This window comes from Ruegeria profundi (assembly GCF_001507545.1).
Classification (GTDB): domain Bacteria; phylum Pseudomonadota; class Alphaproteobacteria; order Rhodobacterales; family Rhodobacteraceae; genus Ruegeria; species Ruegeria profundi.
On sequence record NZ_LQBP01000002.1, the window covers coordinates 370,160 to 383,633 of the forward strand.

Annotated in this window: 12 protein-coding genes; 6 read left to right on the forward strand and 6 right to left on the reverse strand. The window is 57.0% G+C overall.

Going from position 1 to position 13,474, the window contains the following annotated elements:
* Positions 1-162: 162 nt before the first annotated feature.
* From AVO44_RS05185 to AVO44_RS05210, 6 genes are all read right to left on the reverse strand, one after another.
* Complete coding sequence (locus AVO44_RS05185; protein WP_068333546.1) at positions 163-1,194, reverse strand: trans-3-hydroxy-L-proline dehydratase; 1,032 nt, start codon at positions 1,192-1,194, stop codon at positions 163-165.
* Positions 1,195-1,203: 9 nt separating this feature from the next.
* Positions 1,204-2,442: an NAD(P)/FAD-dependent oxidoreductase gene (locus AVO44_RS05190; protein ID WP_068333551.1), complete on the reverse strand. Its 1,239-nt coding sequence runs from the start codon at positions 2,440-2,442 to the stop codon at positions 1,204-1,206.
* A complete protein-coding gene (locus AVO44_RS05195) occupies positions 2,439-3,371 on the reverse strand; it encodes a 4-hydroxyproline epimerase (protein WP_068333553.1) in 933 nt (310 codons plus the stop codon). Before AVO44_RS05195 ends, AVO44_RS05190 begins: the two co-directional genes overlap by 4 nt.
* Positions 3,362-4,321: a dihydrodipicolinate synthase family protein gene (locus AVO44_RS05200; protein ID WP_068333556.1), complete on the reverse strand. Its 960-nt coding sequence runs from the start codon at positions 4,319-4,321 to the stop codon at positions 3,362-3,364. The genes AVO44_RS05195 and AVO44_RS05200 overlap by 10 nt, the downstream gene beginning before the upstream one ends.
* Positions 4,322-4,477: 156 nt before the next feature.
* Positions 4,478-5,536, reverse strand: coding sequence for an ABC transporter ATP-binding protein (locus tag AVO44_RS05205; RefSeq protein ID WP_068333558.1), 1,059 nt, complete (start codon positions 5,534-5,536; stop codon positions 4,478-4,480).
* Positions 5,533-6,339 carry an IclR family transcriptional regulator gene (locus AVO44_RS05210; protein WP_068334045.1) on the reverse strand — a complete coding sequence of 269 codons (807 nt, stop codon included), beginning with the start codon at positions 6,337-6,339 and terminating at the stop codon, positions 5,533-5,535. Before AVO44_RS05210 ends, AVO44_RS05205 begins: the two co-directional genes overlap by 4 nt.
* 139 nt (positions 6,340-6,478) lie before the next feature.
* On the opposite strand from AVO44_RS05210, the gene AVO44_RS05215 reads away from it, so the two are divergent.
* The 6 genes from AVO44_RS05215 (at position 6,479) to AVO44_RS05240 (ending at position 13,473) form a co-directional block, all read left to right on the forward strand.
* Positions 6,479-7,738: an ABC transporter substrate-binding protein gene (locus AVO44_RS05215; protein WP_068333561.1), complete on the forward strand. Its 1,260-nt coding sequence runs from the start codon at positions 6,479-6,481 to the stop codon at positions 7,736-7,738.
* Between the two features lie 96 nt (positions 7,739-7,834).
* The gene (locus AVO44_RS05220) at positions 7,835-8,758 is read left to right on the forward strand and encodes a carbohydrate ABC transporter permease (RefSeq protein ID WP_068333564.1); all 924 of its coding nucleotides are present in this window, start codon (positions 7,835-7,837) and stop codon (positions 8,756-8,758) included.
* Position 8,759: 1 nt separating this feature from the next.
* Positions 8,760-9,608, forward strand: a complete 849-nt coding sequence (locus AVO44_RS05225) for a carbohydrate ABC transporter permease (RefSeq protein ID WP_068333568.1) — start codon at positions 8,760-8,762, stop codon at positions 9,606-9,608.
* A gap of 22 nt (positions 9,609-9,630) precedes the next feature.
* Positions 9,631-10,971 (forward strand): alpha-glucosidase/alpha-galactosidase, encoded by a 1,341-nt coding sequence (gene melA / locus AVO44_RS05230; protein WP_068333572.1) that lies wholly within the window; start codon positions 9,631-9,633, stop codon positions 10,969-10,971.
* Between the two features lie 25 nt (positions 10,972-10,996).
* On the forward strand, positions 10,997-12,706 hold the full coding sequence (locus tag AVO44_RS05235; protein WP_068333575.1) for an IlvD/Edd family dehydratase: 1,710 nt from the start codon (positions 10,997-10,999) through the stop codon (positions 12,704-12,706).
* Positions 12,706-13,473: an SDR family NAD(P)-dependent oxidoreductase gene (locus AVO44_RS05240; RefSeq protein ID WP_068333578.1), complete on the forward strand. Its 768-nt coding sequence runs from the start codon at positions 12,706-12,708 to the stop codon at positions 13,471-13,473. Before AVO44_RS05235 ends, AVO44_RS05240 begins: the two co-directional genes overlap by 1 nt.
* Position 13,474: the final 1 nt, after the last annotated feature.

Genomic DNA, 13,474 nt, shown 5'->3' on the forward strand with positions numbered 1-13,474 from the left:
GTGGCCTTAAACGGGGCGCGTGTATCTTACCGCCCCAATGGTGACTCTGATTTGACAGGGCCTCCCATAGAACAGGTTGGCCTTCGGATCAATCGTCTAGTGGGGGCGCAAATTGACACGGGAAGGTGTAAACCGCCAATTCACCCTATGATTTTACGCAATTCAGCGCCCGGCACCCCACGTGTCACTTAACCTGTAACCGTCAGGCCAGGGATCGTCCGGGTCCAACATATGCTGGTGTATGCCGGTAATCCAACCACGGCCTCTGATTTCGGGGATGATAGCCGGGCGGCCCGCAACACTGGTTTTATCGATGATCTGGCCGGTGAAGCGCGAGCCGATAATCGAGACCGCCTCGAAGGTTTGACCAGCTTTCATCTGACCCTTCGCCGTCATCAGGGCCATACGCGCCGAAACCGCAGTACCGGTCGGCGACCGATCAACCTTGCCCGGCTGGATGGCGACAGCGGATGTCCCGGTGAACCCGGTTTTGGTGGCCTTTACCGGGCCGCAAAAAGCGCAAAAAGAGATATGCGTCCAATCCGGGTTTTCGGGATGGGAAAACCCAAGCTGTTCATTCGCGGCATCTGTGATCGCCACACCCATGCGCGCAATATCCCGCGCCTCGTCCTCGACAATCTGAACGCCAAGCGCGGCTGCATCGACAACGACGAAACTATCACCGCCATAAGCTGTATCGACAGTCAGAGTACCTAGGCCCTGAACCTCCAAGGGAACCGATATCTTATCGGCGAAACTGGGCAGGTTTTGTACGTAAATCCGCTCGGCCTTGCCGTTTCGGCAGTCGGCGCGGACCCTTACCAAGCCGCCCGGCGCTTCAAGATTTAAACGAGTTTCCGGCTCTTGCATCGGGATGATCCCGCCATCCAGCAAGACTGTAGCCACACAGATCGCGTTCGATCCGGACATGGGCGGTGTGTCTTCAGGCTCCATAATGATAAAGCCCGCGTCTGCATCGGGGTGTTTAGGTGGCACCAGCAGGTTCACATGCCGAAACACACCACCGCGGGGTTCATTCAGAACAAAATTGCGCAGGGTCCGATCTTGGGCAATGAAGGCGCGCTGCTGCCAAAGCGTGTCTCCGGGCGGTGGAAGCACGCCACCCACGATGACGTCCCCAACCTCGCCTTCTGCATGCGCTGATATCACGTGGATGGTTTTGCTGCTGCGCATATCGTGTCCTTAGAATCGGGTGGCCGAAAACGAGGTCAAAGAAATCTGTGGCGACTGCCCATCAATGATAGCTCCGACAAGCTCTGCCGTGCCTGCGGATTGGGTCAGACCAAGGTGGCCATGCCCAAAGGCATAGATCACATCCGGCGTCTGCGTCGCAGTGCCAATCACCGGTAGGCTATCCGGCAGTGAGGGGCGAAAGCCCATCCATTGCGTGCCACCGTCTGTTTTCAAGCCCGGCAAGAACTGCTCAGCCTTCCTAAGCAACGCATCCGCCCGGCGATAGTTTGGGGGCAGTGAAAGCCCGCCCAATTCAACCGCACCACCGATCCGCACACCGTCGTTGATCCGAGTGGCAACAAACCCGTGGTTTGGAAATGTCAGGTGCAGGCGCAGGTCAAACGCACCTTGAGGAAGCGTAGTGTTATAGCCACGCTCAGTCTCAAGCGGGATGTGATCACCAAGTGTATTGGCAAGGTGATGCGACCACGCGCCAGCGCATACAACGACCTTTTGCGCTGTCGCTTCTTTGGTCGCCATCCCGATCTGCACACCCTCCTCGACAGGGGACAGCGTGCGAGCCTCTCCGCGTTCGATCCGCCCACCCCGAGTCTGGAAGACCTTCGCCAAATGCTCGACCCATTTTTTGGGATCAACGACATTCATCCAGTTCGGCGTGAACCCTGCATGTGTAAAACGCGGACTGAGGCCGGGTTGAATTTCGGCAATCGCCTCGCGGCTTTCCAGCAAATCAAATTCAATTCCGTATTGGCGCCGCAATTCCCATGTGGGCAAGCTGGCGCGGTATTCTGGCTCGCCTTCATACAGTTGCATCTGACCGTCACGCTGAAGCATCCCTTCTGCGTCGATATCGGTGATCAAGCGGGTCAGCGCCGAGGCGGAATGCGTCATCATGCTGGCTTGTGCGCCCAGAAGGGTCTGATACTTCGCCGTATGGCTGGCTTGCCAGAATCGAAACAGCCATGGCGCGATCTTCAACGCATAGGCAGGCGGGATGGAAAGCGGCCCCAGCGGATCAACCAACCATTTCGGAGCCTTTCGCATAATGCGGGGGGTCGCCAATGGCTCAATCTCGGGAAACGCAAACGCACCGGCATTTCCCGCCGACGCCTGAGCTGCAACGCCATCCCGATCCAGAACCAGAACTGAGTGTCCCCGACGTTGCAATTCCAGCGCCGTTGTGATGCCAATCACGCCAGCACCGATCACAACGACCTGTTGTGTCATAGCTCGATGCCCGCCCTGAAAGGATCGTTTTCATCAAAAACCAGTGTCGCTTCGGACATGATATGGGCTTGTCCGGTGATTGAAGGGATGACACCTTGGTTCGGACCGGGCTGGTAAGACAGGCGATAGGTACTGCCGATGACACTTTGCTGAGTTATTTCCTCGCCGGGTTCCAAAGCTCCATCTGCGGCGAGACACGCCAGACGCGCCGAACTGCCAGTACCACAAGGTGACCGGTCGTAGTTGTTATCCGGGCACAGCACGAAATTACGGCTGTGGAATTCAGGATTTGGCGAGGCATCTTGAAAGATCACGTGGTCGATTGGTTCACCTTGCTCTCCCCCTATGCCGCAGGTGATCGCGGCTTCACGGATCGCAACCGTCATCTCGGTCAGTTGCCGGATATTGGCGGTTTCGACCGGTATCGGGCTTGGGTCGACGATGAAGAACCAGTTCCCACCATAGGCCACATCGCCCGTCACCGCGCCATAGCCCGGTACGTCCAATGTCACGTCACGATGAACCCGGCGGCTTTCGATATTCGTGACCGTAACGGTATGCGCATCGTGCAACTCAACCGTCACAACGCCCGCAGGTGTTTCGATCTTATGGTGGCCAGCGGAAATTCTGCCTTGATACGCCAGTGTAACAGTCAGTCCAATGGTGCCGTGTCCGCACATTCCCAGCACGGCATCCACGTCGAAAAAGATCACCCCCGTCACACAGGTGGGATCTACCGGCTCAACCAGCAGCGCACCAACCATTGCTGGCTGCCCACGAGGCTCCAGCATAACCGACCGATAAAACCCCTTGTGTTCTGTGGCTAATTTCCTTGCACGATCCGCCAACGGACCTTTGCCCAGATCAGGGGCACCACTCAGGATGACCCGTGTCGGCTCACCCCCGGTATGACTGTCGATCACATGCATTCCGCGATCACTCCGCCCTGTTTGGACCAGTTGGCGAACCACGTGCGGAACAGGTCGTACTGCTGCTCGCAATAGTTTCGTTGCGCATCGGTTAATTCATCCGTTTCATTGAAGTGCAGCCGGTATTCCTGCTCTCCGTTCAGCACCAGTAGATGCTTGTAGTACAACACCAGATCCGGGCCTTCATCAAAGCTTGACAGCACATGGATCGCCTCGGTCAGCTCCTGTGCGCGCTGGCGGGCCTCGGGATCACCTTGTGCCGCCTTCCTGGATAAAGCGGCCAGCAGCAAAGCCTCACGCGGAAGGGCCGTACCGATGCCGGTGATTGACCCTGTCGCACCGCAATTGACGATGCCGTGGTAAACCTCGGTATCCACACCGACCATCAGGGTTACATCAGCGTCTTGGCTGGTGATGGTCTCAGCCGCATAGCGCAGATCGTCCCTGCCCCCGAATTCCTTGAAACCGATCAGATTGGAGTGTTCGGCCCGCAAAGCAAAGAACAGATCAGCGCGCGTAGCGAAACCGTAGTACGGGCTGTTATAGATAATCGCAGGAACATCTGGGGCGGCAGAGAGGATCGCCTTGAAATGGTTCTTTTGCGCGACTTCAGAGCGGCCCCGCGACAAAACCCGCGGAATAACCATCAGCCCAACAGCACCTACCGCCTGCGCATGCGCCGCATGGGCCACAGCGGATTTTGTGTTGATGGCCCCTGTCCCGACCACGACGGGTAGCCCGGCTTCGACCAGACGCGCGACCCCCTCCATTCGCTGATCGTCGGTCAACAAAGGCCAATCACCCATTGAGCCGCAATAGACCACTGCCGACATGCCCGCGTCGATCATCTGTTTTCCCTTGCTGACCAACGCATCGAAATCTGGTGTCCGGTCATCCTTGCAAGGGGTCATCAACGCAGGCATGGTGCCGGTGAATATATTGGTCGACATCAGAACTTTCCCTCCAAAAAGTAGCGCGGGTGTGGGCGGAAAGATCCCGTCTGACCCACTGTGCCGGATGTTGGATAGAAAATTCCCAAAGGTCTATGCCCAAAAACGCGCCAACCCGTTAGATCGACGCGCAAGTTCTGGTTCATTGTCCTTGAGTTACCGGAACCGCAGACCGCTTTCAGGATCAAACAGCATCACGCGATCTGGGCGAAGCTGCACCCCGATCCGGTCCCCTTGTCGGCTGCGCTGATCGTCGCGCTCTTCAATGACCAGCTTGTCGCCGTTTGGCGCCAGAAGGTAGGAATAGCTTACCCCACCAAGCGCCTCGGTCAGGTCGACTGTGCAAGCCTCACCCGTGCGATCAATTTCGATGTGTTCTGGACGGATACCCAAGGTTACTTTCGTCATGCCTGCAGGCACATTGGCCGATACCGCCAGCGGCTCCCCAAGCGCCGGGTGCGAGACCTTGCCGTCGGCATAATCACACTCAAGAAAGTTCATCGCCGGAGAGCCAATGAAACCGGCCACAAACCGGTTGTCAGGATCGCGATACAAGTCCATCGGCGCGCCGACCTGTTCGATCCGACCATCGCGCAGGACTACGATCTTATCGGCCATGGTCATCGCCTCGACCTGATCATGGGTCACATAGATCATCGTCGCGCCGATCTCATTGTGCAAACGGGCGATTTCCACCCGCATTTCAACCCGCAGTTCGGCATCGAGATTTGAGAGGGGTTCGTCGAACAGAAACACCTCGGGTCCGCGGACAATAGCGCGCCCAATGGCGACACGCTGGCGCTGACCCCCGGAAAGGGCCTTGGGCTTGCGCTTGAGGTACGGCTCCAGTTTCAGGATGTTCGAGGCTTGCTGAACCTTCTCGTTGATCTCGGACTTGGCGACGCCGTTCATGCGCAGACCAAAGCCCATATTCTCGGCTACTGTCATATGCGGATACAAGGCGTAGGTCTGGAAGACCATCGCAACCCCGCGTTTCGCGGGGTCCAAATGGGTTACTTCGCGTGCGCCGATGTGAATCTGCCCTTCGGTGGTCTCTTCCAGTCCCGCGATCATACGCAGCAAGGTGGATTTGCCGCAGCCGGATGGCCCAACGAAAACACAAAATTCGCCATCCTCGATTTCCAGATCAATGCCGTGGATGACCTGCGTCTCTCCATACCGCTTGATCGCCTGGTTCAAAGTCACACCGGTCATGTCGCTTGCATCCTGTTTGTATTGGCGTTCGGCCGGGTTTCGGGGAACCGCCAAGCCTGTGCTTCGGCTCCGATCTGTTCGGCCACATGGCGAACACGCGGAACCCAGGTTTCCAGTTGCTTGAAATCCATTCGTTCGGTCGAACCTGTTACCGAAATCGCGCCCAGCATCCGCCCGCCCGATGTCAAAATAGGGCACGCGATGCAAATGATGCCGGGCTCATGCTCCTCATCGTCGATCGCGTATCCGCGGCTGCGGATCAGATCGAGATCGGCACGCAGCGCCGCCTCGGAGGTCAGCGTTTTTTGGGTAAACCGATGATAGCTTTGCTGCGACACCGCGCGGGCCAGCGCCGCCTCTTCCAAATACGCCAGCATCGCTTTGCCCACACCGGTACAGTAGGCCGGACCAACCTTGCCAGCCTGCGAATACATCTCGACTGGTTGTGCGGCATTGCGCTTGTCGACATATAGAACCTGGCTGGAATCAAGCTGCGCCAGATGCACCGTTTCCCCGGTCTCTCGGCTAAGAGCATCCAGAAACGGCCGCGCAATAGGTGCCAGCGAGTTTTGTGTCCAAGCCGCATGCGCCAGACGGACCAATCGCAATCCCGGTGTATAGGTCTGGCGATCCGGGTCGTATGACAGCATTCCCTGATTGGTCAGAGTTTGCAGAAACCTGTACAAAGTTGCCTTGGGAAAATCACTGCTTTCCAACAGCTCAGCGAACCGCACGGGGCGCGCAAAGGCTGCCACTTGCTCCAGCACATCACATGCTTTTCCTATCGTTCCGTCACCAGCCACGGGTGCCTGTTCTCCTCCCATCAACTCATCGCGTTCGTCACGAAGGTCTTGACAAGACTAACCGAGTTGATGTGTAGTTTTCAATATATAAAACACAGTTTCATTATTTGGAACACGATGGAATCTAAGGGAGGACACCATGCATTCCATGTTCAAGCGCACAGCGGCCGCGCTGGCGGCCAGTGTGGCACTGGCTGCACCTGTTGCAGCCGAACTGACCGGCGAGCTGCGAATCTTCCTCGACACATCGAACCCGGCGCCGCGCGCGACGATGGAAGCGATGATCGAGCGGTTCGCAGAACAACATCCAGGGCTGGAGATCGAAACCACGGTCATCGACCGCGAAGCGTACAAGACGCAAATTCGAAACTTCCTGACCGCAGACACACCGGACGTTGCCACATGGTATGCGGCCAACCGCATGAAGCCCTATGTCGAGGCTGGCCTGTTCGAGGACGTGTCTGACCTGTGGGCCGAGCCTGAAATCGCCGACAACCTGGCCTCCACCAAGGGCGCACTGACGATCGACGGCAAGCAGTGGGGCGTGCCCTATACGTATTACCAGTGGGGTGTTTATTACCGCAAAGACATCTTTGACGAACTGGGTCTGACCGAACCTACGACCTGGGACGAGGAACTGGCAAACTGCCAGAAAATCGTGGAGTCAGGCCGCGCTTGTTATACCATTGGCACCAAGTTCCTGTGGACCGCCGGTGGCTGGTTTGACTACCTCAACATGCGCACCAACGGATTCGAGTTCCACAACCAACTCGCAAACGGTGAGGTCAGCTGGGAAGATGAACGGGTCAAACAGACCTTCGCCAATTGGAAACAATTGATCGACATGGGCGCATTCATCGACAACCACCAGACCTATAGCTGGCAGGAAGCCCTGCCGTTCATGGTCAACGGCGATGCCGCCGCGTACCTGATGGGTAACTTCGCTGTCGCCCCCCTGCGCGAGGCTGGTTTGACCGACGATCAACTGGACTTCTACCAGTTTGTTTCGATCAACCCTGATGTTGAGCTGGCCGAAGACGCGCCGACCGATACGTTCCACATCCCGGCCAACGCGTCGAACAAAGACGCCGCGCGCGAGTTCCTGCGTTTCGTAGTCTCGGCCGACGAACAGACCGAGATCAACAATGGCGCGAACCTTGGCCAACTGCCCGTGAACGCCCAGTCAGCGGTTGATGATGACAAATTCCTGCAACAGGGATTTGCGATGTTGTCGTCCAACAGCCCCGGCGGGGTCGCCCAGTTCTGGGATCGCGACGCACCCGCAGAAATGGCCAAAGTGTCGATGGAAGGCTTCCAGGAGTTCATGGTCAAGCCTGACAACCTGGACCGTATTCTGGCAAAACTGGAACGCGCCCGCGAACGCATCTACGAAAACTGATCTGGTCAGGCCGGGGAAAAGCCCGGCCTGCACCTTGTCAAGCGTAAGGCGGGTGCAGCCCGCCTTACTCCTTATACCAAATCCCCGAGTATCCGCATGTCTGTCGTCGACGTCTCAGATCAGGAAAGCTGGTTCCACAAAAACCAACAGCGCATCGCACCGTGGCTGTTTCTGGCCCCCGGTCTGCTGTTCTTCATGGTCTATGTGATCATTCCGGTGTTCCAGTCTTTTAACCTGTCTCTCTACGAATGGGATGGGCTTGGCGCGGCCGAATATGTCGGGTTTCGAAACTACGAAGACCTCTACTGGGAATGGGTTGACCGGGATGCCTTTTACACCTCTCTAAAGAACAACCTGATTTGGTTGCTTTTGTATCTGGCGGCTATTCCGGCGGGTCTTTTCATTGCCCTCTTCCTCAATCAGACGGTCTGGGGTATTCGGCTGTATAAATCTCTGTTTTTCTTTCCATTCGTTATTTCCCAAGTCGTCGTGGGCCTTGTCTTTACCTGGTTTTATGATCCGACCTTTGGCCTGCTGAATGAATTTCTTAGCCTTTTCGGCCTCGGTCCGCTGAACGTGCTGGGCGATGAACGGTTCGTGACCTACGGCATTATCTTTGCCGGTCTGTGGCCGCAGACAGCCTATTGCATGATCCTTTACCTCACCGGCTTGAACGCCGTCGACCCCGAACAGATTGAGGCCGGACGTCTGGATGGCGCAAAGGGGTTTCGAATGCTGTGGCATATCATCTTGCCCCAACTGCGCCCCGCAACCTTCATCGCATTTGTCGTCACCATCATCGGTGCGCTGCGTTCTTTTGACCTGATTTCTATCATGACCCAAGGCGGCCCGTTCGGGTCATCCCGCGTGCTGGCCTATTACATGTTTGAGGTCGCCTTGTCTGAATACGGTTTCCGCATGGGCTATGGCGCGGCCATCGCCGTGGTGCTGTTCCTGATCATGCTCTGCTTCATCGCCTATTTCCTGTGGTCGATGTACCGCGAAGAAAGGGGGCACTGAGATGTTTCCCAAACCCATCGAAAAACAACCCCGTGCGGCACAGATCACGTATCAGGCGATGCTGCCTCTGGCGCTGCTGCTGTGGTTGGGTCCGCTATTGGCGGTTGCGCTGTTCTCGGTCAAACCGGCCGCTGACTTCACCAATGCCAACTACTGGGGGATGCCATCCAGCTTTGAGGGCGCGTTCAACTACGGTCAGGTGTTCTTCAACTCGGACATGCCGCGCTACCTTCTGAACTCGTTCATGATCACAATCCCAACAGTGATCGGCGCTGTTGCACTCAGCTGCATGACTGGCTTTGCGCTGGGTATCTACAAGTTCAAATCGAACCTCTGGATCTTCTTCATGTTCGTCGCGGGCAATTTTGTCCCGTTCCAAATCCTGATGGTTCCCGTCCGCGACCTGACCTTGCAACTGGGGCTTTACAACACCAAGACCGGTTTGGTTCTGTTTCACATCGCCTTCCAAACCGGTTTCTGTACGCTGTTCATGCGCAACTTTATCCGCGCCCTTCCGTTTGAGTTGATCGAGGCCGCGCGGGTCGAAGGCATCAGCGAATGGCGCATCTTCTGGTACGTGGTTCTGCCGCTGATGAAACCCGCCATCGCGGCGCTGAGCGTGCTGATCTTCACATTTATCTGGAACGACTATTTTTGGGCTGTCGTACTGACCCAAGGGGCAGAAAGCCAACCTGTCACTGCGGGCATCACCAGCTTCAACGCCCAGTTCCGCGCCGCCTATCAGTTGATGAGCGCCGGTTCCATCGTCGCGGCCTTGCCGCCGGTGGCCATGTTCTTCCTGATGCAAAAACACTTTATCGCCGGCCTAACACTTGGAGCGGTGAAATGACGTCAAGCCTAGGGTTTGCAACATGACAAAAATCACCTTTATTGGTGCCGGTTCCACAATTTTCATGCAGAACATCGTGGGCGATGCGCTGCTGACACCAGCGCTTCGCGACAGCCATTTTGCGCTGATGGACATTGACCCCGAGCGTCTGGCCGAAAGCGAAGCGGTTGCCCGCGCCATGATCCGCTCGGTCGGTTCGGGTGCGTCTGTTTCGACCCATACAGATCGGCGCGCCGCTTTGGACGGGGCAGATTTTGTTATCACCGCGTTCCAGATCGGCGGGTATGAGCCGTGTACTGTGACCGACTTTGAGATTCCAAAACAGTACGGCCTGCGTCAGACCATCGCCGACACGCTTGGCGTCGGCGGCATCATGCGCGGGCTGCGCACGGTTCCGGTGTTGTGGGACGTGGCACGGGACATGATGCAGCTTTGCCCGAACGCGACCCTGCTGCAATACGTGAACCCGATGGCCATCAACACATGGGCGCTGGCCGAGCAATTCCCGGCGCTGAAACAGGTCGGTCTATGCCACTCGGTACAAAACACGGTCGAAGAACTAGCGCATGACCTCGACCTGCCGAAAGACGAAATCCGCTACAAGGTCGCGGGCATCAATCATGTCGCCTTTTTCCTGCGGCTGGAGCATCAGGGCTGCGACCTGTATCCCGCTTTACGGCAGGGATACGCAAGTGGCCAAATCCCCAAGGCTCCTCTGCTGATGCCACGTTGCCCGAACAAGGTTCGGTACGAGGTGATGGATCACCTGGGATATTTCTGCACCGAAAGTTCCGAGCATTTGGCCGAATATGTGCCGTGGTTCATCAAGGATGGGCGAGAAGACCTGATCAAGCAGTTTTCCATCCCGCTGGATGAATACCCCACCCGATGCGTGGAACAGGTTGCAGATTGGAAAGAACAGGCAAAGACCCTGACGGATGGCCGCACCATCAAGGTAACCCGCAGTCACGAATTCGCCGCAGATCTGATGAACGCCATAGTCACCAATACGCCTTACGTAGCCTACGGAAACCTGCCCAACACCGGCCAGATACCGCAACTGCCGTTGGGGGCCGCCGTTGAAACCCCTTGTCTGGTCGACGGCAACGGCGTGCAGCCTTTGATCGTTACTGACATTCCACCGCAACTGATCGCGTTGATGCGGAGCCAGATCAATGTACAAGAGCTTACCGTGCGAGCATTGGTCGACCAGAACCCGGAACACATCTATCACGCTGCCATGATGGACCCGCACACAGCCGCCGAATTAGACCTGCGCCAAATCCGCAGCCTTGTCGATGACCTGTTAATCGCGCATGCCGACTGGCTTCCGGATTGGTGCAAACCTGCAAAAGCCGCCTGAACCAAAGACTAGAAGGCTAACAAAAATGACAAAGAAACGCCGTTCTCAACACTGGTATGGAAAACTCGACAAAGACGGGTTCATCCACCGATCCTGGATGAAGAATCAGGGCTTTCCCGATCACGCTTTTGACGGGCGTCCGATCATTGGCATCTGCAATACATGGTCCGAGCTGACACCCTGCAACTCGGGCCTGCGCGACCTGGCCGAGGGCGTCAAACGCGGCGTTTGGGAGGCAGGCGGTTTCCCGGTTGAGTTTCCGGTCATGTCTCTGGGCGAAACCCAGATGAAGCCCACCGCAATGCTGTTCCGCAACCTTCTGGCAATGGATGTTGAGGAATCGATCCGCGCCTATGGCATCGACGGCGTTGTCCTGTTGGGCGGTTGTGACAAAACCACGCCGGGGCAGTTGATGGGCGCAGCCTCAGTCGATCTGCCCTCGATAGTGGTGAGTTCCGGCCCTATGCTGAACGGCAAGTATCGCGGCAAGGATATCGGGTCGGGCACAGATGTCTGGAAATTCTCCGAAGCTGTCCGCGCCGGAGAAATGACGCTGCAAGACTTCATGAACGCCGAATCCGGGATGTCACGTAGCGCGGGTGTTTGCATGACCATGGGCACCGCGTCGACCATGGCCTCACTGGTCGAAGCGATGGGGATGAGCCTGCCTACTAACGCAGCCCTTCCAGCCGTCGATGCCCGCCGCATGGCTTTGGCGCATCTGACCGGGAAACGGATCGTTGAAATGGTGGACGAGGACCTAAAGCCTTCGGACATTTTGACCAAAGAAGCCTTCGAAAATGCCATCCTCACCAATGCCGCCGTAGGTGGATCGACCAACGCCGTTGTTCATTTGCTGGCTTTGGCTGGTCGCGTGGGTGTTGATCTGACGCTCAAAGATTTTGAGATCGGGTCGGGAATACCCCTTCTGGTGAACTGCATGCCTTCGGGCAAATACCTGATGGAAGATTTCTGCTACGCGGGTGGTGTGCCCGTGGTTCTGAATGAGCTGAAACCTTTCCTGCGCCCTGCCAAGACTGTTCTGAACAAGGATATTTCGGCCCATTACGAGGGCGCCGAATGCTTCAACCGCGACGTGATCCGTCCTTTCGATGATCCGGTGAAACCTGCCGCGGGCCTTCGCGTCTTACGCGGAAATCTCGCACCCAATGGTGCCATCGTAAAACCCTCGGCCGCGACGGACGCGCTGTTGGAAACAGAGGCAGACGCCTATGTTTTTGAGAACATCGAAGACCTGAAAGCCAACATAGACCGGGATGATCTGCCAGTGACGGCAGACACTATTCTGGTGCTCAAGGGCTGCGGGCCAAAAGGCTATCCCGGCATGCCAGAAGTCGGCAACATGCCAATTCCAGCAAAGCTTGTCAAAGAGGGTGTGCGCGACATGATCCGAGTTTCGGATGCGCGTATGTCCGGCACAGCCTTTGGCACTGTGATCCTTCATGTCAGCCCCGAGGCACAGGCCGGGGGAACGTTGGCGCTGGTCAAAACCGGCGACCGCATCCGGGTGTCCGCCAGCAAGGGTGAGTTGGAACTGCTGGTTGATGAGGCAGAACTGGCTACCCGCCGCGCGGCGTGGCAACCGGACGACCCGCACTATACCCGCGGTTACGCAAAACTTTATATCGACCACGTCCTGCAGGCGGATCAGGGCGCCGACCTTGATTTTCTTGTCGGTAAAGACACCCGCCTTGTGACCAGAGAGAGCCACTGATGGATCATCCAGCAACTTTCCACGATTTGAACGGCGCGTCTGTCTTTATTACTGGTGGCGGCTCTGGCGTTGGTGCAGCGTTGACGGACGGATTTCTGGCCCAAGGTGCCAACGTGGCCTTTATCGGTCGATCGGACGCCAGCGGATTTGTCGCGGAAATGCGTGACAAACACGGTCGCGCACCGTTGTTCATGCAAGCCGATATGACAGATACCGCATTGCTGCACGCCACGATGCAAAAAGCATCTGATGCGCATGGTCCCTTGAACGTACTGATCAACAATGCAGCTAACGACCAACGCCACTCGCTTGAGGAAACCACGCCCGAGTTTTGGGACTGGATGATTGAGGTCAACCTCAAGGCTTATTTCTTCGCCTGTCAGGAAGCGGCACGCCAGATGCAAGGAGAAGGCGGGGCCATCGTCAACTTTAGTTCGATCAGCTACATGATGGGCAATGCCGGCTATCCAATCTACACGACCGCGAATGCCGGGATCACCGGGATGACCCGATCCCTTGCGCGTGAGCTTGGGCCGAAGAACATACGTGTGAACGCGCTGGCCCCGGGGTGGGTTCTGACCCAGAAACAGTTGGATATGTGGGCCACTCCCGAAGACCTTGCGGCCCATATGAACCGCCAATGCCTGAAGGAACACCTGACGCCCGAAGATATGATCGCGCCGACCCTGTTCCTGGCCTCCAATGCCAGCCGTGCAATGACCGGGCAATGCATGGCGGTTGACGGCGGCGTTGTCGTAACGGGGTAGA

Bases quoted from the DNA above. Each gene is read 5' to 3' on its own strand.
- AVO44_RS05200 (WP_068333556.1), bottom strand. From the start codon at position 4,321: ATGTCGACCAATATATTCACCGGCACCATGCCTGCGTTGATGACCCCT.
- AVO44_RS05195 (WP_068333553.1), bottom strand. From the start codon at position 3,371: ATGCATGTGATCGACAGTCATACCGGGGGTGAGCCGACACGGGTCATC.
- AVO44_RS05225 (WP_068333568.1), top strand. From the start codon at position 8,760: ATGTTTCCCAAACCCATCGAAAAACAACCCCGTGCGGCACAGATCACG.
- AVO44_RS05190 (WP_068333551.1), bottom strand. From the start codon at position 2,442: ATGACACAACAGGTCGTTGTGATCGGTGCTGGCGTGATTGGCATCACA.
- AVO44_RS05215 (WP_068333561.1), top strand. From the start codon at position 6,479: ATGCATTCCATGTTCAAGCGCACAGCGGCCGCGCTGGCGGCCAGTGTG.
- melA (WP_068333572.1), top strand. From the start codon at position 9,631: ATGACAAAAATCACCTTTATTGGTGCCGGTTCCACAATTTTCATGCAG.
- AVO44_RS05205 (WP_068333558.1), bottom strand. From the start codon at position 5,536: ATGACCGGTGTGACTTTGAACCAGGCGATCAAGCGGTATGGAGAGACG.
- AVO44_RS05220 (WP_068333564.1), top strand. From the start codon at position 7,835: ATGTCTGTCGTCGACGTCTCAGATCAGGAAAGCTGGTTCCACAAAAAC.
- AVO44_RS05185 (WP_068333546.1), bottom strand. From the start codon at position 1,194: ATGCGCAGCAGCAAAACCATCCACGTGATATCAGCGCATGCAGAAGGC.
- AVO44_RS05235 (WP_068333575.1), top strand. From the start codon at position 10,997: ATGACAAAGAAACGCCGTTCTCAACACTGGTATGGAAAACTCGACAAA.
- AVO44_RS05240 (WP_068333578.1), top strand. From the start codon at position 12,706: ATGGATCATCCAGCAACTTTCCACGATTTGAACGGCGCGTCTGTCTTT.